The organism is Noviherbaspirillum denitrificans (genome assembly GCF_002211445.1).
Classification (GTDB): Bacteria; Pseudomonadota; Gammaproteobacteria; order Burkholderiales; family Burkholderiaceae_D; genus Noviherbaspirillum; species Noviherbaspirillum denitrificans.
Window position 1 is genome coordinate 4,556,692 of record NZ_LSTO01000001.1, and the last position, 21,296, is coordinate 4,577,987.

Sequence of the window (21,296 nt, forward strand, 5' to 3'; positions counted from 1 at the left end):
AGGCTGTATTCAAAAAATCCTTGGATCAGCCCTAAATCCGGCCGTCCGGCGACCGTAAACCAGAAAAGCAGGCTGCAAAAAAGGCGCTCCGAAAAATTTTTAAAAAAATTTTTACCGGGACCCTAAATTTTGCGGAGTCACTGCCGATAAACAACACAACAGTAGTACTAGGTCCTTGAGAAAAACCGGCGAAAGCCATTTTTTGCGATCAAGAGCACATATCAAAAGAATAATTAATTACTAAATTTCCCTTGGGTAAGGGGACGTGCGCAGCCGGCATCGATCGGCCGCAAAGCCAAGGCCCAAGCCAATTTCCGCACCTTTTTCAGGTGCGCATCCGACGCTGCCCGGTGTTTGTAGGACAAACACCTACGGGTGGCGTTCGTGCGCGTCCGTATTTAAATACGGCGAAAGTCCTATTTTCTCAGGGCAACTTCACACCGAGAATGCATCTTACTGACAGGCAAAACTGCCGGTCCGATTGCAGACGAGGTGAAAATGAACGCGAACGACATGATGGCTGAAATCCGTGACGCCAACCTGAGCTACCTGATGCTCGCCCAGCAAATGATTCGTTCCGACAAAGCTAGCGCCATTTTTCGCCTCGGCATCAGCGCAGAAATCGCCGACATGCTGGAAGGCCTCAATAACGCCCAGATCCTCAAACTCGCGAGCACCAACATGATGCTTGCCCGCTTTCGCTTCGATGACGGCGCCATCCTCGGAATGTTGACGAATTACAACAAGGATCGCGGGCTTGCGCATTCGCATGCAGCCATTCTTATGGCAGGACAACAACTCGAAGAGATTTCCTGACAGAACAAATATTTCGAGTAATACTATATTGTTACTTCAGGATGGCACGGGGTCGGCATGACTAAGAAAAGCGTAGTGACGGAAGCGCAAGAGATCCAGCTCGCGATCGAGCTCATCAACCTCGGAGCGCGTCTCCAGCTTCTCGAGTCGGAAACCAGCCTCTCCCGCGAGCGCCTGCTGAAGCTGTACAAGGAACTGAAGGGTGTCTCGCCGCCGAAGGGCATGTTGCCGTTCTCGACCGATTGGTTCATTACCTGGCAGCCGAACATCCATTCCTCGCTCTTCATCAATATCCACAAATACCTCGTGGAGCACGCCCATGTGTCGGGCATCGAAGCGGTGATGAAGGCCTACAAGCTGTATCTCGAACAGGTCGAGCCGGATCCGAGCGGCGAACCCGTCCTGTCCCTCACGCGCGCCTGGACCCTGGTGCGCTTCTTCGAAAGCAAGATGCTCGAGACCGCGACCTGCTGCAAATGCGGCGGTGATTTCGTCGTCCATCGGCTCGATCTCCATGAGGATTATGTCTGCGGCCTTTGCCATATGCCCTCGCGTGCAGGCAAGACCAAGAAGCTGAAGGAAGAAGCTGCGGCGGCGTCCGCGTCGTCGCCAGCCCGGGTCTGATCCGGACCGTTCATGTTCAGCCGGCGCTCCGGCGCGGGCTCTTCGCTTCGTCCCGCGTTTTTCCGTATCCCCGCTGTGCTGGCACTGCTGGGGCAGTTGCTGGCATTCGGCTCGATCCTGCTGCTCGCTGCCGCGCTGACCAGCTTCGCGGGCATCCAAATATCGATTGCGCATGCTGCCCTGGTCCAGGGATGCGTTGCCGCAGTCGTTGCGCACCGCATGCGCCTTGCCATCTGGTGGCTTCCAATCCAGCTCTGTTTTCCGCTGGCGGTCGTTGCTTCGCATGCGGTGCAGTTGCCGCCAGCACTCTACCTCGGGGCCTTCCTCTTTTTCCTGGTCCTGTTCTGGTCGACGTTTCGCACCCAGGTGCCGTTCTATCCATCCGGGCCATCGGTGTGGCGTGCTGTTGCTCAATTGTTGCCGGAAGGGCGGGCATTGCGCGTCGCCGATATCGGCAGCGGATTCGGCGGGATGGCGATGCATCTCGCGCGGGCGCGCCCCGAATGCAGGGTGACGGGCATCGAACTGGCGCCGCTGCCATGGATCTTTAGCCTGTTGCTGGGGAAGGCAAGTGGCAGTTCGGCGCGCTTCGTCCGAGGCGATTATGAAGCAGTCGACTTTGCCGATTTCGATGTCGTGTTTGCCTACCTGTCGCCAGCCGCAATGCCCGCACTATGGTTAAAAGCACAAGCAGAAATGCGCAAGGGCAGCTTGCTGCTCAGTTATGAATTTGCCATCCCCGGTGTCGAGCCGGCGATAGCCATGCACCCTTTGCCGGATGGTCCGATGTTGTATGGCTGGCGCATGGGGTGAACGCACGCTCAAGTTTTGCCGCCGCGCGTCGTAACCGTCATGAAGGCCGTCATCAGGCCCGGACACTTCCCCCTCGTACATATTGGTTGTGATCCGCAGGACGAATTGGCACAATGTTGGCCTATAGAAAGGCCTCAATAACGACCGGAGCGCACACCCTTGTTAGTCATTGTCGGATATATCATTGTCATGGGGTCGGTGTTCGGCGGATTTGCATTATCCGGCGGGCACCTTCCGGCGCTGTTCCAGCCACTCGAACTGCTCATGATCGGCGGCGCCGCTGTCGGCGCATTCTTCGTCGGTAACAATACCAAGGCGATCAAGGCCACGCTCAAGGCGCTGCCAACGGTGTTCAAGGGTTCGAAGTACACGAAGGGACTCTACATGGAGCTGATGACGCTCCTGTTCGAGATCCTCAGCAAGGTGCGCAAGGAGGGCTTGATGTCGATCGAAGGCGACATCGAGAAGCCCGAGGAAAGCCCGATCTTCAGCAAGTATCCCGGCATCCTTGCCGATCACCACATCGTCGAATTCATGACCGACTACCTGCGCCTGATGGTGTCGGGGAACATGGATGCGTTCCAGATCGAGAACCTGATGGATAACGAGATCGACACGCATCATGCCGAAGGCGAGGTGCCGGTGCACTGTGTCGCCAAGCTGGGCGACGGCATGCCGGCATTCGGTATCGTGGCCGCGGTGATGGGTGTGGTTCACACCATGGAATCGGTCGGCCTGCCGCCGGCGGAACTCGGCATCCTGATTGCCCACGCCCTGGTCGGTACCTTCCTCGGTATTTTGCTTGCCTACGGCTTCGTCGGGCCACTATCCGGTTTGCTGGAGCAGAAGCTGCATGAGTCTTCCAAGATGTTCCAGTGCGTGAAGGTGACTCTGCTGGCCAGCCTCAACGGCTATGCGCCGGCGCTTGCCGTCGAATTCGGCCGCAAGGTCCTGTTCTCTACGGAGCGTCCGTCGTTCAGCGAACTTGAAGAGCACATCAAGCAATCCAAATCGAAATAACCCGGATCACCTAACCACCAGCGGAAAGCATCATGGCCGACGAAGGCTTGCGCCCCATTATCGTAAAGCGCGTCAACAAGGGCGGCGGCGGCCACCATGGCGGCGCATGGAAGATCGCCTATGCCGACTTCGTGACGGCGATGATGGCGTTCTTCCTGTTGATGTGGCTGATGGGGTCGACTGCGAAGGGCGACCTGCAGGGCATCGCTGAATACTTCAAGACGCCGCTCAAGGTGGCGATGTCCGGCGGCTCCGGCGCCGGTGACAGCTCGAGCGTAGTGCAGGGCGGCGGCAAGGACCTCACGCGCAAGGACGGCCAGGTCAAGAAGGGCGACGATCCCGAGATCAAGAAGACCTACAACCTGCAGGCTGCACACCTCCAGCAGGCGGAAAAGGAACTGGAAAAGGCCGAGGCGGCACGCCTTCGTGGTCTCAAGGCCAAGATCGAAGAGGCGATCGAGTCCAGGCCGGCACTCAAGCAATTCAAGAAGCAACTCCTGATCGACATCACGACGGAGGGGTTGCGCATCCAGATCGTGGATGAGCAGAACCGCCCGATGTTCGCCCTCGCCAAGGCTGAACTGCAACCCTACACTCGCGACATCCTGGTTGAAATCGGCCGAGCGCTGAACGACGTGCCAAACCGCGTCAGCCTCTCCGGCCACACAGACGCCACACCCTACGCAAGCGGCGAAAAGGGCTACAGCAACTGGGAATTGTCGGCTGACCGCGCCAACGCTTCACGCCGGGCTCTTATCGCAGGCGGAATGGACGAGGCGAAGGTACTGCGCGTGGTAGGCTTGTCGTCAGCCGTGCTGTTCGACAAGCAGGATCCGTTCAACCCGATCAACCGGCGCATCAGCATCATTGTAATGAACAAGAAGACGGAAGAAAGTGCATCGAAAGATGGCGGCACCGTCGAGGTCTCGAGCGAAACGCAGGCCAGGCAGGAACTGGCCGGCGCCGCCGCACGATAAGTATGTATCGCAGGCACTGGTAACGAAAAGCGGTGTGGGGACGGGACAATGACAAGTGAAAAAAAGTTGGGTTCGCAGGTCAAGCACCTGCTGTCCAACCTGTCTGATCATGGAACGCAGCACCTGACCGAAGTCGAGACCGACCTGGTCCAGACCAGCTTTCTGCTTGGCGAAGCGATCGAGAAGCTGGGAGCGAGCTTCATGGCCATCCATGAAGCGATCACCGTTCAGCAGGAAGCGATCGACCTGCTGCTCTCCGGCGCCACGCCGACCCCGGAGATCGCAGAAAAAATCAAGGCCAAGCATAGCGAAATCGACAAGCACGTCAATGCCGCGGTGACCGGGCTCCAGTTCCAGGACATGACAAGCCAGCTCATCGGGCGCACCGTCCGCCGGGTAACCGGTTTGCGCGATGTCCTGGGTGGCATCGGCTCGGGAAGTTCGGGCATCTCCGAAAACAATGCGGAAGAAATCATTGCCACGCTCAACAGCATCAACAAGGTGCTGGAAGAACAGAGCGTGAAGCTCGAGAGCGCGCTCTGGAAGGCGGTTTGCCAGACACATATGGAGAGCGGCGACATCGAGCTGTTCTGAAGGACGCAGGCACAAGACGATACGGGCAGCCAGCCCGGACATGAAGAAAGCAGGAGTGAACACAATGGCAAAGACGATATTGGCAGTGGACGACTCGGGCTCACTACGGCAGATGGTGGTGTTCAGCCTGAGGGCGGCCGGCTACCAGGTCACGGAGGCAGTGGACGGGCAGGATGGCCTGGACAAGGCAAAGGGCCAGGTCTTCGACCTCGTCCTGACCGACCAGAACATGCCGCGCATGGATGGGCTGACGCTGATCCGTTCGCTGCGCGGCCTGCCGACCTACCAGAAAGTGCCGATCCTCATGCTCACCACCGAATCGAGCGATGAGATGAAGAACAAGGGACGCGCAGCCGGCGCCAACGGCTGGCTCGTCAAGCCCTTCGATCCGCAGCGACTGACCGAGGTGGTCCGCAAGGTCATCGGCTGACGCCAGCCCGTGCAGAGGCAAAGAAAACAAGAGCGAAGATGACGGAGTCCCATAATGACCATTGACATGAGCCAGTTCTTTCAGGTGTTCTTTGACGAGACCGAAGAACTTCTCGCTGAAATGGAAAAGCTGCTCCTGGCGATCGACGTGTCGGCGCCCGACGAGGAAGACCTCAATGCAATTTTCCGTGCCGCGCATTCCATCAAGGGCGGCGCGGGCACATTCGGCCTGACCGACCTGACGGATGTCACGCATGTGCTGGAGTCGCTGCTCGACAAGATCCGCAAGGGAGAAATGTCGTTGTCGTCGGAGCATGTGGACGCCTTCCTCGTGGCCAAGGACGTGCTCAAGATGCAGCTCGACGGACACCGTCTCCACACGCCGGTGGACCAGGAGGCTGTCGTCGACGCGCGCATGCTGCTCGAATCGCTGTCAAAGGGTGGTGTGCCCAAGGCGTTGCCTGCGGCTTCGCTCGACGTGGCGCCGAGGCAGGAAACGCACGTGCATGAACACACGGGTGCGCTCGCGCGGCAATTCCGCATCGAACTACCCCAGTTGCCCGAGCGCGACACCGAAGCGCTCATGGCTGAACTCGGCCTGCTTGGCAAAATCAGCAAGGAGATGCTGGCTGATAACCGTCCGGTATTTACGCTCCGCTGCAATAGCGGAGACGACGACATCATCGCGATCTGCTCCTTCATCGTCGATCCTGCGGACCTGAAGATTACCGAGGAGGCGGCGCCGCCAGCTGCTATCGATGATGCGACAGCAGCGCAGGAAGCGGCGCAGGGTTACGGCTTCTTCGACAACTTCGAGACGCATGAGCAGGCGATGGCCAGCAAGGCGGCGAAGGAAAACGCGCAGGGCTACGGCTTCTTCGACAATTTCGAAACGCATGAAATGAAGGAAGCCAAGGCGGCGGCCGCGCAGCCGGCAGCCGCTGCGTCCCCAGAGGCGGGCGCGCCGGCTGCGGCCAGTGCCACACCTGCGGCCCCCGAGAAGAAGGTGGTCGCCAGGCGCGAGCCGACGACTACCGCGCACAATTCGGAAACGACTTCCATCCGCGTGGGCATTGAAAAGGTTGACCAGCTCATCAACCTGGTCGGCGAACTGGTGATCACGCAGGCGATGATCGAGCAGCGGACGAACTCGCTCGACCCGATGGTCCACGAGCGCCTACTCAACAGCGTGAGTCAGCTTACCCGCAACACGCGCGACCTCCAGGAAGCCGTGATGTCCATCCGCATGATCCCGATGGATTACGTTTTCTCGCGCTTCCCGCGCATGGTCCGCGACCTCGCGGGCAAGCTAGGCAAGCGCATCGAATTCGTCACCCACGGCGCTGCGACCGAACTCGACAAGGGCCTGATCGAACGCATCGTTGACCCGCTGACCCATCTCGTTCGCAACAGCATCGACCATGGCATCGAAATGCCCGATGTGCGCCGCGAGGCAGGCAAGAGCGAAACCGGCCGCCTGTCCCTCTCCGCCGGGCACCAAGGCGGCAATATCGTCATCGAGGTGACTGATGACGGTGGCGGTCTCAACCGTGAAAAAATCCTTGCCAAGGCGAAGTTGCAGGGCTTGCCGGTGACGGACAACATGCCGGATGCCGATGTCTGGCAGCTCATTTTTGCACCGGGTTTTTCCACTGCCGAAGTCGTGACCGACGTGTCGGGCCGCGGTGTCGGCATGGACGTCGTGAAGCGGAACATTACGGCGATGGGCGGCGTGGTCGACATCCGGTCCGCCAAGGGTTTCGGCACCACCATCTCGATTTCGCTGCCGCTGACGCTGGCAATCCTCGACGGCATGTCGATCAAGGTCGGCAGCGAGATCTACATCCTGCCGCTGGGCTATGTTGTCGAATCGTTGCAGCCGGACCCGGCGGACGTGAAGGAGATCGCAGGGCAGGGGCGCGTCATCAAGGTGCGTGGCGAATACCTGCCGCTGATTCCGTTGTACAAGATGTTCGGCATCGAGCCGCGTTTCTCGGATCCATCGCAAGGCATCGTGGTGATCCTCGAATCCGAAGGCAAGAAGGCCGCACTGTTTATTGACGACCTGGTCGGCCAGCAGCAGGTCGTCGTCAAGAACCTCGAATCCAATTACCGCAAGGTTGCAGGTATTTCAGGCGCCACCATCCTCGGTGACGGCGGCGTATCCCTGATTATCGATGTGGCGGCATTGCTGCGCTCAAGCCGGCAGCTCGCTGCCGACGAATCCATTTTTTCCTGACAAGAGATAACCAACATGACACAAACCGTTCAATCGATGGCCCAGGCCAATGGCGAGAAAGCCGATCGTGACATCACTGGCCAGGAGTATCTTGCCTTCACCCTGGGCAAGGAAGAGTACGGTATCGATATCCTGAAAGTACAAGAAATCCGCGGGTATGAAACCGTTACCCGCATTGCAAATGCACCCGACTTCATCAAGGGCGTGGTGAACCTGCGCGGCATTATCGTGCCGATCGTGGATATGCGAATCAAGTTCAATCTCGGCGAGCCGACCTACGACCAGTTCACCGTGGTCATTATCCTGAACGTCGCAGGACGGGTGGTAGGCATGGTCGTCGACAGCGTGTCAGACGTGACGACGCTGTCGCCGGAGCAAATCAAGCCCGCGCCGGAAATGGGCACTGCACTCAACACCGATTACCTCATCGGGTTGGGCACCATCGATCAGCGCATGCTGATCCTGGTCGACATCGACAGGCTGATGTCGAGCGCAGAGATGGGTTTGATCGAAAAGATCGCCGCATAAGACAGAACAGGTAGTACCAATGCCGCGAAGACGGCAATGACAGGAAAAAACAGGCCCGCTGACAACGTATCGGCGGGCCATTCCACACATTGAGGGTAGGGACGATGCTTACAAATTTGACTATCAAGTCGCGGCTGGTGTTCGTCATCAGCTTTCTCTCGCTGCTGCTCGTAGGTAGCGGCGTCATTGCAATTATCAGCCTGAGTGCGGCGAATACATCCACGAAGAAGATGTACGACGACCGTCTCATTCCGACCGGACAACTCAACATGATCGTCCGTCTCATCAGCGACAACCGGATGGCGGTCGCGGAGTCGATGAACGGCGATCCTTCTGTGGTCAGCAAGGCCATGGACAGCGTGGAAAAACGCATCGCGGAAGTTTCCCGGATCTGGGATGCCTACATGGCCTCCGAACTGACCGAGCTCGAGCGCACGCAGGCGAAGAAGGCGCAGGAAAGCCGCACGAAGTTCATTGAAGAAGGCTTGAAACCGACTGTCGCCGCCTTGCGCGCCTCGAACGTGCAGCAGGCCATGGAGCTGATGCAAGGGCCGATGTCCAAGGAATTCGTCGCGTTCCAGGCAGACGTCGATGCACTCCTCAAGACACAGGAAGAGGTTGCGAAGAAGGAGTACGAAAAGACCCAGCACATGTACGAGCTGGTGCGCAATGCGTCGATCGCTGCGATGCTCTTCGGCGTCACGCTGTCGGCCTTGATCGGTGTATGGCTGGTGCGCGCCATATCCGTTCCTTTGAGCGAAGCAGTGCGCGTGGCGCGCAGCGTTGCGGAGGGCGACCTCACACAGCAGATCGACATTCATTCGAAAGATGAAACCGGCCAGCTGCTGGCGGCGCTAAAGCTCATGAATGAGAGCCTATCGAGTACGGTGGGGCAGGTGCGCACCGGGACGGAATCGATGGGTGTCGCCTCGCGCGAAATTGCGCAGGGCAATGCAGATTTGTCAGCCCGCACCGAATCACAGGCCAGCTCGCTGGAAGAGACGGCTTCGTCGATGGAAGAGCTGACTTCGACGGTGAAGCAGAACGCCGAGAATGCACGCCAGGCCAACCAGCTGGTGGTATCGGCCTCCGACGTCGCGGTGCGCGGCGGCGAAGTTGTCGGCCAGGTGGTGGAGACGATGGGCTCGATCAAGGAAAGCTCGCGCAAGATCGTGGACATCATCGGTGTGATCGACGGCATTGCATTCCAGACCAACATCCTGGCGCTGAATGCGGCGGTGGAAGCGGCGCGTGCAGGCGAGCAGGGTCGCGGCTTTGCGGTGGTGGCGGCCGAGGTGCGCAACCTGGCGCAGCGTTCCGCAGGCGCGGCCAAGGAAATCAAGGAGCTGATCGGCGACTCGGTCGAGAAGGTCGATGCCGGCAGCAAGCTGGTGGACCAGGCGGGCAAGACGATGGATGAGATCGTGACCTCGGTCAAGCACGTGGCCGACATCATGAACGAGATCACCGCCGCCAGCGAGGAACAGAGTTCCGGCATCGAGCAGGTCAACCAGGCGATCAGCCAGATGGATGAAATGACGCAGCAGAACGCGGCACTGGTGGAGCAGGCCGCGGCTGCCGCCGACAGCATGCAGACACAGGCGGCAACGCTGGCGCAGGCGGTATCCATCTTCCGGATCAGCGGAGCCGCACAGCAGGTCGTCCCGGTGGCACTGAAGTCAGGTACACCTGCGCCGTCACTGCCGTCCAAACCGGCGGCCGCACGTGCCCTTGCGCCTCGCTCTTCGACGCCCCCCGGCGCACGAACCAAGCCAGTTGTGCCAGCGGGTACCGGAAGCGAATGGGAAGAGTTCTGATGCCGGCATCGGCACGCAGTGTTCACTACAACTAAAGGAAAAACGCCATGTTGAAGTTGTCGGATATGAGGATCGGGACACGCCTCGTGCTGGGCTTCGGCCTTGTGCTTTTGTGCGCCACCACGCTCCTCGTTATTGCGCTGTGGCGCATGAGCCACTTGCACGCTACTTCGGAGCGCATCGTCAATGAACGTGTCGCAAGCCTCACCAGCGGCATGGAAATGCGCGAGGCCGGATGGGGGCTGGCGCTGTCCCTGCGCAAGGTCGCCACCCCGACCGATGCGACCGAGGGCGAGCGCGAGGTCAAGCGCCTGGCCGTACTGCTCGATGTGTATACGAAGGCCGAGGCGACGCTACAGAAGTATTCAGATGATGCACAGTCGAAGTCGCTGCTCGCAGCGGCGACCGAGCAGAAGCAGGCGATTTTCCCGGTCATCGAAAAGATCAAGTCGCAGGTCGCCGGCGGGAACTATTTCGACGCTTCTTCGGTGCTCAAGAGTGACTTCAATCCACTCCATGAAAAATGGATTAACAGCCTTGTCGCGCTGGCGGATTACCAGCAGAAGGAAATGAAAGCGACATTCGAGCAGTCGCAGGCAAACTATGGCACGGCGCGCATGGGCATGCTGGCTATCGGCATCCTGACGATTGCCATCGGCGCATTCATCGCGGTGTTCATTACCCGGACGATTACCTCGCCGCTGCATGAAGCGGCACGGGTGGCGAACACTATCGCCGGCGGCGACCTGACGGCCAGGATCGACGTGCAGGGCAAGGACGAGGCAGGAGAACTGGTCAATGCTCTCAAGACCATGCAATCCAACCTGGTCGAGACGGTCAATCAGATCAAGCGAGGGACCGAGACCATCTCCGTCGCCTCGCGTGAAATTGCATCGGGCAACGCGGATCTTTCGGCCCGTACGGAATCGCAGGCCAGCTCGCTGGAAGAGACGGCTTCGTCGATGGAAGAACTGACAACGACGGTGAAGCAGAATGCCGAGAATGCACGCCAGGCCAACCAGCTGGTGGTCTCCGCGTCGGACTATGCGCTGAAGGGCGGCGAAGTTGTCGGCCAGGTGGTGGAGACGATGGGCTCGATCAAGGAAAGCTCGCGCAAGATCGTGGACATCATCGGCGTGATCGATGGCATTGCATTCCAGACCAACATCCTGGCGCTAAATGCAGCGGTGGAAGCGGCGCGTGCAGGCGAGCAGGGCCGGGGTTTTGCGGTGGTGGCGGCTGAGGTGCGCAACCTGGCGCAGCGTTCCGCAGGTGCAGCCAAGGAAATCAAGGAGCTGATCGGCGACTCGGTCGAGAAGGTCGATGCCGGCAGCAAGCTGGTGGACCAGGCGGGCAAGACGATGGACGAGATCGTGACCTCGGTCAAGCACGTGGCCGACATCATGAGCGAGATCACCGCAGCGAGCCAGGAACAGAGCTCGGGCATCGAAGAAGTCAACCGCGCCATCGCGCAGATGGACGAAATGACACAGCAGAACGCGGCGCTGGTGGAGCAGGCAGCAGCGGCAGCCGAAAGCATGCAGGACCAGTCCGTCAACCTGGCCCAGGCAGTCGGCGTGTTCAAGCTTGGCGCCGCGGAGCAGATGTTCGCGGCACCGGTTCCGGCTGTGGCAGCCCGTCCCCAGCCGCCGAAAAAGGTCACGGCGCCCGCACCCAAACCGGCGGCACGCGCGCCGGTCCCCACCACCAAGACGGCTGGAGCCGTCAAGCCGCCCGCAGGCAGCAGTGCTGACGAGTGGGAGGAGTTCTGAGCCGGACGACAGTACAGTCGCGTACCGGCTTGATGCAGATTACTTCTCGCGGCAAATTGCTCCACCTTGACACACAAATCGTGGATAACGGGGTTGCTTCAGAGTAATATGCTTGGGAAACTGCATATCTGCAGGTCAATCAACAAGGCTGGCCGCTTCCACAAGACGGTCGGCAGTGATCAAGCAAAAAGAGTCGGGAGAAACATATGAATTTGCGTAGCTTGCGTATCGGCGCGCGCCTGGGGGCCGGTTTCGGTATCCTCCTTGCCATCCTTGCATTGATGGTCGTCCTCGGGAATGTGCTGACGACCAGGAACAAGCAACGGCTGATCGACGGCCTTGAACTTGCCAACAGCAAGAGCGCGCTTGTCGCCACGATGAAGAGCGCCCTGCTGGAGGGCGGCGTCGCCATGCGCAACATCGGCCTTCAGTCCGACGTCGGCGCGATGCAGAAGGAAGAATCTCGTGTCAAGGAACAGAACAAGCGTTACTCCGAGGCGCGCGACAAGCTGACTGCGCTGGGTCTGACGGACGCCGAGAAAAAGATCGTGGCCGAGATTTCCCGCCTCGACCAGGAAATCGCCGCGCCGTTCAAGGAGGCCATCGGCCAGGCACTGGCGTTCAACAGCGAAGGTGCCGCCAAGGTCATCGCCAGCCGCATCGATCCGCTGAACCACCAGGCCGTGTCCGAGATGGACAAGCTGGTAGCCCTGCAGCAGGCCGCGGTAAAGGAAGTGGTCGAAGGTTCGCTCTCCGATGACAGCAGCCTCATGATCCTGCTGTATGTCCTCGGCGTGATCGCCATCGCGATCGGCAGCGTTTTCGCCTGGTTGATCACCCACAGTATCACCGGTCCGCTGAACGACGCTGTCGGCGTCGCAAGCCGCGTTGCCACGGGCGACCTGACTTCGCGGATCGACGACAACAGCCGCGATGAAATCGGCCAGCTGCTCGATGCACTGCGCCAGATGAACAACAGCCTGTCTGAAATTGTCGGTAACGTCCGCACCGGAACGGAAAACATCGGTGTCGCCTCTGGTGAAATCGCACAGGGCAATGCAGATTTGTCGGCCCGCACCGAATCACAGGCCAGCTCGCTGGAAGAGACGGCTTCGTCGATGGAAGAGCTGACTTCGACGGTGAAGCAGAACGCCGAGAATGCACGCCAGGCCAACCAGCTGGTGGTATCGGCCTCCGACGTCGCGGTGCGCGGCGGCGAAGTTGTCGGCCAGGTGGTGGAGACGATGGGCTCGATCAAGGAAAGCTCGCGCAAGATCGTGGATATCATCGGTGTGATCGACGGCATTGCATTCCAGACCAACATCCTGGCGCTGAATGCAGCGGTGGAAGCGGCGCGTGCAGGCGAGCAGGGACGTGGCTTTGCGGTGGTGGCGGCGGAAGTGCGCAACCTGGCGCAGCGTTCCGCAGGCGCAGCCAAGGAAATCAAGGAGCTGATCGGTGACTCGGTCGAGAAGGTCGATGCTGGCAGCAAGCTGGTGGACCAGGCGGGCAAGACGATGGACGAGATCGTGACCTCGGTCAAGCACGTGGCCGACATCATGAACGAGATCACCGCCGCCAGCCAGGAACAGAGCTCGGGCATCGAGGAAGTCAACCGCGCCATCGCGCAGATGGACGAAATGACACAGCAGAACGCGGCATTGGTGGAGCAGGCAGCAGCCACCGCGGAGAGCATGCAGCAGCAGGCCAGCACGCTTTCGCAGGCAGTGTCCGTCTTCAAGGTCGAAGGCATTGCCAGGATGGCCATGGCACCGGCCCCTGTTGCCAAGCCGCCTGCAAGCGTTCCGAAGACGGTAGAGCCCCCGCGCCCGGCGCGCCAGGTGTCTGCGCCGAAGACGGCGGTTGCTCCGGCGGCGCCGAAACCGATCGCGCGGACAAAAGCTGTCGCACCGGTCAACGACGGTGGCGACTGGGAAGAGTTCTGATTTCGACAGGATGATTGACCGGGACATTGACATGTTTCGACAACAATCGGTCAATAACATGAAAAGCGTGCCTGCGAGGGCACGCTTTTTTGCATCAAAAACGGCTGGTTTGGCAGGCTGTTCCTTGGATTGGATAAGGGCCGTGCCATCGATAATCCGTCAGGGCACCGCCGGCGGTATGGAACGTACGGCAACGTGCGTTGGATATGCTACGCTGAATTATCGGGATCGATACCCTGTGGAGGCCGAATGAAGATGATGGAACACAAGCTGACTCGCACACTCATTGTCGGTGCGCTTGCGGTTGCATCAGGAACGGCGGTCGCGGCATTCGTCGGCTGGGCGGGCGGCGATGGGATCAGTCCGCTGCTTATGGCGGCGGCGGGCGCGCTGACGGCCACTCTGATCATGCCGCTGGCCGTTTCGCGCAACGGTGGTGGCACGTCCCACTTCATCGAGGCCATGGGTGAGGAGGTCGACCACATCATGATCGGTGCTGCCGAAACATCGTACTTCGTCGACTCCATCAAGAAGAAGGTCGACATCGATCTGCAGACGACTGAAGAGATTGTCGGCCGCGCGCAGCAAACGGCACAAACCACCGAGCAGATCGCTGCCAACGCCGAGCGCGCCGCGAGGGTCGCGGCCGATGTGCGGACCGAGAGCGTCGCCGGGCGGTCAGAGGTCGACCAGGGGCTCAAGCAGATCAGCAATGCGCGCATGGATGCGCAGGCAGCGTCGGAAGTGATGGGCAAGCTCCAGGAGCGCTCGCGCCGCATTCACGTGATTACCGAAGTCATCAACGAAATTGCCGCACGCACCAACCTCCTCGCGCTGAATGCCGCCATTGAAGCGGCGCGGGCCGGCGAGCACGGCCGCGGATTTGCCGTGGTAGCCGGCGAAGTCCGCCAGCTCGCGCAACGCACCAAGTCTGCGACGGACGACATCGGTGTCATGGTCCGCGAAATCAACGAGGAAGCCGAACGCGCGGCGGAAGGCATGAATGCACTGACCGGCAAGGTCAACGAAGCGGCTCATAATGTCGAGCGCGTGCATACCTTCCTTGGCAATATCGAGCGCTCGGCAGTCGTCTCTGAAAGCGAGATCCAGCAAATCGCTGGCGCCTCGCGCGAGCACGTCGAGACGACCCACGTGATCGCCGATGCCATTTCCCGCATCCGCGACGGCATGCTCGCGACGGAAGACGAGCTTCCACGCGCTGCCAAATCGGCAATGGTCCTGTCGGAACGTGGCGAAATGCTGTTCGACGTCCTGTCGCATTCCAATGCCAAGACCTCGCATGACGACATCCGCGCCGTTGCCCAACAAGCAGCAAAGGATGTTGGAAAGCTTTTCGAGCAGGCGATCTCCTCCGGGCAGATTACTGAAGCGGCGCTCTTCGACCGTACCTACAAGCCGGTTCCGAATACCAATCCACCAAAGCACAAGACGGCATTTGACACCTTTACCGACCGCGTGCTGCCGGCGATCCAGGAACCAATTCTGGAAAAGATGCCGCATATCGCCTACGCGGGCGCTGTCGATAACAACGGTTATTTCCCGACGCACAACCGCAAATTCTCGAAGCCGCTGACAGGCAATTACGATGTCGACCTGGTGAATAACCGCACCAAGCGCATCTTCAACGACCGCACCGGTTCGCGCTGTGGATCAAACACCAAGCCCTTCCTCCTGCAGACCTACAAGCGCGACACGGGTGAGGTGATGCACGACCTGTCGGTGCCGATCTATGTGAACGGTAAGCATTGGGGCGGTTTCCGGGTTGGCTACAGGTCCAGTGCGCCGGTCGCGGCGAGTGCGCAGTCGGCACTGGCGCAATCGGCTGCACGCCCTGCGATCAAGGGCAAGTCCAAGGGGATGCAAGGGTGAGGGCGGCTGAGCGGACAACGACTAACACGAAAGAAACAGGCGCGTGGTGAATTCAGCAAAACAGAAACAGGAAACGTCGAAAGAATTCGACTTCACGCCTCGCGATTTCGAACGCGTGCGGTCCCTGATCTACCAGCGGGCCGGCATCGCGCTGGCCGACAGCAAGCAGGAAATGGTGTACAGCCGCCTGGCGCGGCGTCTGCGCGCGACCGGTATCCGGTCCTTCCAGGAATACCTGGACGGGCTGGAGAGTCATTCCGAAAGCGATGAGTGGGAGGCGTTCACCAATGCATTGACCACCAACCTGACTTCGTTTTTCCGGGAGTCGCACCATTTCCCCATACTTGCCGACCATGTGCGCGGCAAGCGCGATCCGCTCCTCGTCTGGTGCGCGGCCAGTTCCACCGGCGAAGAACCCTATTCCATTGCGATGACGCTTTGCGAGGCACTCGGCTCGCTCACACCCCAGGCGCATGTGATCGCCACCGATATCGACACCAACGTGCTGGCCACTGCATCGGCCGGAATCTATCCCATTGAGCGACTCGACAAGATGCCGCCCGAGCAGGCGCGCCGCTTCTTCCTGAAGGGGAAGGGCGACCGCGCGGGCTTCGTCCGGGTGCGGCCCGAATTGCGCCAGATGGTGACATTCAAGCAACTGAACCTCCTGTCCAACGACTGGCCGGTACAAGGGCCGTTCGACGCCATCTTTTGTCGAAACGTCATGATCTATTTTGACAAGCCGACGCAAGGTAAAATCCTTACTCGCTTTGCGCCTTTGATGAAGCCGGATGCGCTGCTGTTTGCCGGCCATTCCGAAAACTTCTTGTATGTATCCGATGCATTCAAGCTGCGAGGCAAGACCGTTTATGAACTGGATCCCAACCGTGGCTCAGGCCATCGCGCGGTCCCACGCAGGACTGAGAAATAAGGTATGAGCAACGGCCTCGAAGAACATTTTGCAACCAACGTCTACTACGATCGGACCTTCGACTGCGATGCGGCGAAGATTCTTCCGGGCGAGTACTACTACACCTGCAAGGACATGCTGATCGTCACCGTCCTCGGCTCCTGCGTGTCGGCATGCATTCGCGACCGCGTGACGGGGATCGGCGGGATGAACCACTTCATGCTGCCCGACGGCGGTTCTGACTCGGACAGTCCGGTGTCGGCCTCCATGCGCTACGGCACCTATGCGATGGAAGTGCTGATCAACGACCTCCTCAAGGCCGGTGCGCGGCGTGAAAACCTCGAGGCCAAGGTCTTCGGTGGCGGCAACGTGCTGCGCGGCTTCATCGCCATCAATGTGGGCGAGCGCAATGCACAGTTCGTGCGCGATTACCTGCGTGCCGAGAATATCCGCGTGGTGGCGGAAGACCTGAACGACATCTACCCGCGCAAGGTTTACTTTTTCCCTCGCAGCGGTAAAGTGCTTGTCAAAAAGCTCAAGCAACTCAACAACAATACGCTCGTGAACCGCGAGCAGGATTACGCAAGCCGCCTCCTCACGACGCCAGTATCGGGCGATGTCGAGTTGTTCGGCTGATTATTGCAGCAAGAGGGTGTCATGAAGATTAAAGTTTTGATCGTCGACGACTCGGCGTTGATCCGCAGCGTCATGAACGAGATCATCAGCAAGCAACCTGACATGGAAGTCGTCGGCGTCGCGCCCGATCCGATCGTCGCACGTGACCTGATCAAGCGAACCAATCCCGATGTGCTGACACTCGACGTCGAAATGCCGCGCATGGACGGCCTCGACTTCCTGGAAAAGCTGATGCGCCTGCGTCCGATGCCTGTCGTCATGGTGTCGTCGCTGACCGAGCGCGGCTCGGAAATCACGCTGCGTGCACTGGAGCTCGGCGCCGTGGACTTCGTCACCAAGCCCAAGCTGTCGATCCAGAGCGGCATGCTGGAGTATGCCGAGCTCATCACGGACAAGATCCGCGCTGCGGCCAAGGCCCGGGTGAGGGCGCGCACGATTCCGCATCCCGATGCGCCCAAGACGGCCGGCGAAGGCTTGCCGATGATCCGCAATCCGCTGACCAGTAGCGAAAAGCTCATCATCATCGGCGCCTCCACCGGCGGCACCGAAGCGATCAAGGATTTCCTGATGCAGATGCCGTCGGACTGCCCTGGCATACTGATCACCCAGCACATGCCCGAAGGCTTCACACGTTCGTTTGCAAAGCGCCTCGACGGCCTGTGCAAGATCACGGTCAAGGAAGCTGAGGGCGGCGAACGTGTGCTGCCTGGCCATGCTTTTATCGCGCCTGGACATTCGCACCTGCAGCTTGCGCGCAGCGGCGCCAATTACGTAACTCAGCTCGACCAGGGACCGCCGGTGAACCGTCATCGTCCTTCGGTCGATGTCCTGTTCGAGTCGGCCGCCCGTTTTGCGGGCAAGAATGCGGTCGGCGTGATCCTGACGGGCATGGGAAAGGATGGTGCCGCCGGCATGCTGACGATGAAGAACGCCGGCGCCTACAATTTTGCGCAGGACGAGGCGTCGTGTGTGGTGTTCGGCATGCCGCGTGAAGCGATCGCGGTTGGCGCGACCCATGAGGTCGGTGCGCTGCATGCGCTTCCGGGCATGGTGCTCGGCTATCTTGCCGCGCACAGCAGTCGTGCGCTGCGTGTCTGACGGTGTTGTCAGAAGATTCATTTTTCGAAGCGCCGGCCGCTGCTTTCTGTTGCCCTTCTTAAGAGTAGGTACTGCTTTAGGTGCATAATGAAGAGCGGAAGGATTATACTTAGGGCGGCTGTTTCACAATGCGCGTGAACAGCGCTTAAACGGTTTGAGTAACAATGGAGTAATTCATGGCGGGTCCGAATACTAAATTCTTGGTGGTTGACGATTTTTCGACGATGCGTCGTATCGTTCGCAATCTGCTGAAAGAATTGGGCTACACGAACGTCGACGAGGCGGAAGACGGTGCCATGGCGCTCTCCAAGCTTCGCAGCGAACAGTTCGACTTCGTCATCTCCGACTGGAACATGCCGGTGATGGACGGACTGACGATGCTCCAGAATATCCGTGCCGATGCGGCACTGGCCAAGCTGCCGGTGCTGATGGTCACGGCGGAAGCGAAGAAGGAAAATATCATTGCAGCGGCACAGGCCGGCGCCAACGGCTACGTCGTGAAGCCCTTCACTGCTGCCACCCTGGATGAAAAGCTGACGAAGATTTTCGAGAAGCTGGAAAAAGTCGGAGCCTGATCGTGGATCAGGCGCTGAACCAGGCGAAGTCTGCCGCCGACAACGCCGCGCAAGAGGAGATGCTCGCGCGCGTCGGGCAAATGACGCGCGTCTTGCACGACAACCTGCGCGGACTGGGATTCGACAAGCTGCTTGCGAAAGCGGCACATGACATCCCCGACGCGCGCGACCGCCTCGACTACGTCGCCAAAATGACGGAGCAGGCGGCGCAGCGCGTTCTTACCGCCACCGAACTTGCCAGCCCGATCCAGGACCGGATCGAGGCCGATGCCGGCAGCATTTCCAGCGACTGGCAAGCAGCGCTGGCAGCCGGCTGCTCCGAGGAGCAGTATCGCGCGCTGGCTGAGCGCACCCTGGCCTTCCTCGGTGAGACGCGCGACGGCGCCGCGGTCACCAAGCAGCAGCTGATGGACATCATGATGGCCCAGGATTTCCAGGATCTGACAGGCCAGGTCATCAAGAAAGTGACCGAGCTTGCGCATAACATCGAGCAGCAGCTGGTCCAGCTCCTGGTGGATTACTCACCGACGGAAGTGCGGCGCGAAGTCAGCAACGGCCTGCTGAACGGCCCGCAGATCAACCCCACCGGCAATGCCGACGTCGTTTCCAGCCAGGGCCAGGTTGACGACCTGCTCGAAAGCCTCGGTTTTTGATCATGGCGGCGTCGCCAGCGTCGTCCATCACTCCCAACAAACAGCCCATTCATGCAACAAGAGCACTTTATCATTCGTGAGCCGCTGCTCAATTCGCAGGAACGGGTGCTCGGATACGAGCTGTACTGGCAGCATGCCAATGTGCCAGGCCGGACACCGAACGCGGCCGAAATCGTATCGCTTGCCCATTTCGTTGCCGACCAGCTCAACAATACCGAATCCGGTGCCTTGCTCGGTGAGCAGACCCTGTTCATCGAGGCCGCTCCAGCGTTGCTGGGGCATGATGCACTGAATACATTGCCGCCGAAGGGAACCGTGATCGCCTTGCGCGGCGCCGACGTTGCCAATGATGCCGCGGTGTCTGCGATTGCCGCCATGCGTGCCAAGGGTTATGGCATTTCGATTCGCGATGCCAATCTCACGGCGATCGACAGGCATCTCCTGCCGCACCTGACGCATTTCGAAATGCAGGTCGGGGCGGCCGATTTCGTGCCACAGGTGCAGTACTACCGCTCGCTCGGGATGCCCACGCTGCGGCTGGTGGCGCGCAATGTCAACAGCTGGCAGGCATACGACGTCTGCGCCCAGCTGAACATGCATGCCTTTGTCGGCCACCTGCATCTTTCTCCGCGCCCCGGCAACCATTCCAAGGAACTCAATCCGGCGCAGGCCATGATCCTGCAGCTGATGGACATGGTGCGGCGCAATGCCGACGTCAAGCAGCTCGAAAGCGTGCTCAAACGTGACGCAGCGTTGTCCTACAAGCTGCTCCGCTATATCAACTCGGCCGGCTTCGGACTCGGCTGCGAAATCCAGTCGCTGAAGCATGCGGTGACCATGCTGGGATATTCGCCCCTGTACCGCTGGCTGGCGCTGCTGCTGGCGACGGCAACGACGACCGGCTACTCTCCGGTGCTGATGCAGACGGCCGTCATCCGCGGCCGCTTCGCAGAGCTCCTTGGCAGCACCTTCCTGCCCAAGAACGAAGCGGAAAACCTGTTCGTGGCGGGCATGTTCTCGCTGCTCGACAAGTTGCTCGGCGTGCCGATGGAAGACGTGCTGGAAAAGATCCAGCTGTCCGAGTCGGTGACCCAGGCGCTCCTGGCGCGCGAAGGTATCTACGGACCTTTCCTGGCGCTGGCGGAAGCCTGCGAGTTGAATTCCAAGAAAGTTGACTCGATGGCAATGTCCTTGTGCATCGGTTCCAAGCAGGTCAACCAGGCGCAAATGTCCGCGCTCGCGTGGGCGCAAAGCCTCAAGATGTAACCCCCCATCCAGTCTTGACTCCCGTTATCCCGCTGCAGGGAATAACGGGAGGTTTCCTCATTTATTCCCCGCATGGCAGCGTTGTTATTTCGCGAATAATCCTTCCTATTCGTCCCCAGTGCGTCGTCCGGAACGCACGGCGGGAAAAATAGGAGCCGGCGGTGGCCGAAGACAGCGATCTCGAAAGAACAGAACCCGCGTCGCCCAGAAGACTGGAGCAGGCGCGAGAGGAAGGCGACGTTCCCCGTTCGCGGGAACTGGCCACCTGTACGGTTCTGCTGGCTGCGGGAATGACGCTGATGTTCACCGGCGAGGGACTCGTGCGCCGGCTGAACGGCCTGCTGGCCAACAGCCTGACGCTGGAACGGGAACAGGCCTTCGATTTCAGCCTCCTCCTCACGCGCATCATTCCCGGTCTTGTTGACGTGGCAATCGGCCTCGCTCCCATTGCCGGCGTTCTCATCCTTGTCGCTGTCGCCTCGCCGTTGCTGATCGGCGGGTGGCTGTTCAGTACCAAGGCGTTGATGCCCAATTTCGGCCGGCTCAATCCGATGAGCGGACTGGGGAACATGTTCTCCAAGCGCGCCCTGGTCGAATTGGTCAAGGCCATCGGAAAAACCGTCCTGGTCGGCACCATCGCATGGATGGTCATCTCCGGCCAGACGGAGCAAATGCTGGCGCTGAGCGCCGAGC

General features: G+C 59.9%; 20 protein-coding genes. All 20 read left to right on the forward strand.

Annotated features, from left to right (window positions below; genetic code table 11):
* Positions 1 to 498 precede the first annotated feature (498 nt).
* A complete protein-coding gene (flhD, locus tag AYR66_RS22095; RefSeq protein ID WP_088709298.1) occupies positions 499 to 816 on the forward strand; it encodes a flagellar transcriptional regulator FlhD in 318 nt (105 codons plus the stop codon).
* Positions 817 to 873: 57 nt separating this feature from the next.
* On the forward strand, positions 874 to 1,440 hold the full coding sequence (gene flhC / locus AYR66_RS22100) for a flagellar transcriptional regulator FlhC (RefSeq protein WP_088709299.1): 567 nt from the start codon (positions 874 to 876) through the stop codon (positions 1,438 to 1,440).
* 12 nt (positions 1,441 to 1,452) lie between these two features.
* Positions 1,453 to 2,253 (forward strand): class I SAM-dependent methyltransferase, encoded by an 801-nt coding sequence (locus tag AYR66_RS22105; RefSeq protein ID WP_088709300.1) that lies wholly within the window; start codon positions 1,453 to 1,455, stop codon positions 2,251 to 2,253.
* A gap of 159 nt (positions 2,254 to 2,412) precedes the next feature.
* Positions 2,413 to 3,273, forward strand: a complete 861-nt coding sequence (motA, locus tag AYR66_RS22110) for a flagellar motor stator protein MotA (RefSeq protein ID WP_088709301.1) — start codon at positions 2,413 to 2,415, stop codon at positions 3,271 to 3,273.
* Between the two features lie 32 nt (positions 3,274 to 3,305).
* On the forward strand, positions 3,306 to 4,250 hold the full coding sequence (gene motB / locus AYR66_RS22115; protein WP_088709302.1) for a flagellar motor protein MotB: 945 nt from the start codon (positions 3,306 to 3,308) through the stop codon (positions 4,248 to 4,250).
* A 48-nt stretch (positions 4,251 to 4,298) separates the two neighbouring features.
* Positions 4,299 to 4,844: a chemotaxis protein gene (locus tag AYR66_RS22120; protein WP_088709303.1), complete on the forward strand. Its 546-nt coding sequence runs from the start codon at positions 4,299 to 4,301 to the stop codon at positions 4,842 to 4,844.
* Positions 4,845 to 4,908: 64 nt separating this feature from the next.
* Complete coding sequence (locus tag AYR66_RS22125) at positions 4,909 to 5,274, forward strand: response regulator (protein WP_088709304.1); 366 nt, start codon at positions 4,909 to 4,911, stop codon at positions 5,272 to 5,274.
* Between the two features lie 54 nt (positions 5,275 to 5,328).
* Positions 5,329 to 7,512 carry a chemotaxis protein CheA gene (gene cheA / locus AYR66_RS22130; RefSeq protein WP_088709305.1) on the forward strand — a complete coding sequence of 728 codons (2,184 nt, stop codon included), beginning with the start codon at positions 5,329 to 5,331 and terminating at the stop codon, positions 7,510 to 7,512.
* A gap of 15 nt (positions 7,513 to 7,527) precedes the next feature.
* Complete coding sequence (locus AYR66_RS22135; protein ID WP_420093118.1) at positions 7,528 to 8,040, forward strand: chemotaxis protein CheW; 513 nt, start codon at positions 7,528 to 7,530, stop codon at positions 8,038 to 8,040.
* Positions 8,041 to 8,144: 104 nt separating this feature from the next.
* Positions 8,145 to 9,857, forward strand: a complete 1,713-nt coding sequence (locus tag AYR66_RS30450) for a methyl-accepting chemotaxis protein (protein WP_088709307.1) — start codon at positions 8,145 to 8,147, stop codon at positions 9,855 to 9,857.
* A 47-nt stretch (positions 9,858 to 9,904) separates the two neighbouring features.
* Positions 9,905 to 11,629 carry a methyl-accepting chemotaxis protein gene (locus AYR66_RS22145; RefSeq protein WP_088709308.1) on the forward strand — a complete coding sequence of 575 codons (1,725 nt, stop codon included), beginning with the start codon at positions 9,905 to 9,907 and terminating at the stop codon, positions 11,627 to 11,629.
* 206 nt (positions 11,630 to 11,835) lie between these two features.
* The gene (locus AYR66_RS22150) at positions 11,836 to 13,575 is read left to right on the forward strand and encodes a methyl-accepting chemotaxis protein (protein WP_088709309.1); all 1,740 of its coding nucleotides are present in this window, start codon (positions 11,836 to 11,838) and stop codon (positions 13,573 to 13,575) included.
* Between the two features lie 249 nt (positions 13,576 to 13,824).
* The gene (locus AYR66_RS22155) at positions 13,825 to 15,465 is read left to right on the forward strand and encodes a methyl-accepting chemotaxis protein (RefSeq protein WP_088709310.1); all 1,641 of its coding nucleotides are present in this window, start codon (positions 13,825 to 13,827) and stop codon (positions 15,463 to 15,465) included.
* Between the two features lie 43 nt (positions 15,466 to 15,508).
* A complete protein-coding gene (locus AYR66_RS22160) occupies positions 15,509 to 16,396 on the forward strand; it encodes a CheR family methyltransferase (RefSeq protein ID WP_170942239.1) in 888 nt (295 codons plus the stop codon).
* A 3-nt stretch (positions 16,397 to 16,399) separates the two neighbouring features.
* A complete protein-coding gene (gene cheD, locus AYR66_RS22165; protein ID WP_088709311.1) occupies positions 16,400 to 17,011 on the forward strand; it encodes a chemoreceptor glutamine deamidase CheD in 612 nt (203 codons plus the stop codon).
* Between the two features lie 21 nt (positions 17,012 to 17,032).
* Positions 17,033 to 18,109, forward strand: coding sequence for a protein-glutamate methylesterase/protein-glutamine glutaminase (locus AYR66_RS22170; RefSeq protein WP_088709312.1), 1,077 nt, complete (start codon positions 17,033 to 17,035; stop codon positions 18,107 to 18,109).
* A gap of 176 nt (positions 18,110 to 18,285) precedes the next feature.
* Entirely contained in the window at positions 18,286 to 18,684 is a 399-nt protein-coding gene (gene cheY / locus AYR66_RS22175) for a chemotaxis response regulator CheY (protein WP_088709313.1), read from the forward strand.
* A 59-nt stretch (positions 18,685 to 18,743) separates the two neighbouring features.
* Positions 18,744 to 19,337, forward strand: coding sequence for a protein phosphatase CheZ (gene cheZ / locus AYR66_RS22180; protein WP_088709996.1), 594 nt, complete (start codon positions 18,744 to 18,746; stop codon positions 19,335 to 19,337).
* A 51-nt stretch (positions 19,338 to 19,388) separates the two neighbouring features.
* Positions 19,389 to 20,603 carry an EAL and HDOD domain-containing protein gene (locus AYR66_RS22185; RefSeq protein ID WP_088709314.1) on the forward strand — a complete coding sequence of 405 codons (1,215 nt, stop codon included), beginning with the start codon at positions 19,389 to 19,391 and terminating at the stop codon, positions 20,601 to 20,603.
* A 161-nt stretch (positions 20,604 to 20,764) separates the two neighbouring features.
* A partial coding sequence (locus AYR66_RS22190) for an EscU/YscU/HrcU family type III secretion system export apparatus switch protein (protein WP_170942341.1) occupies positions 20,765 to 21,296 on the forward strand: 532 nt, incomplete at its 3' end.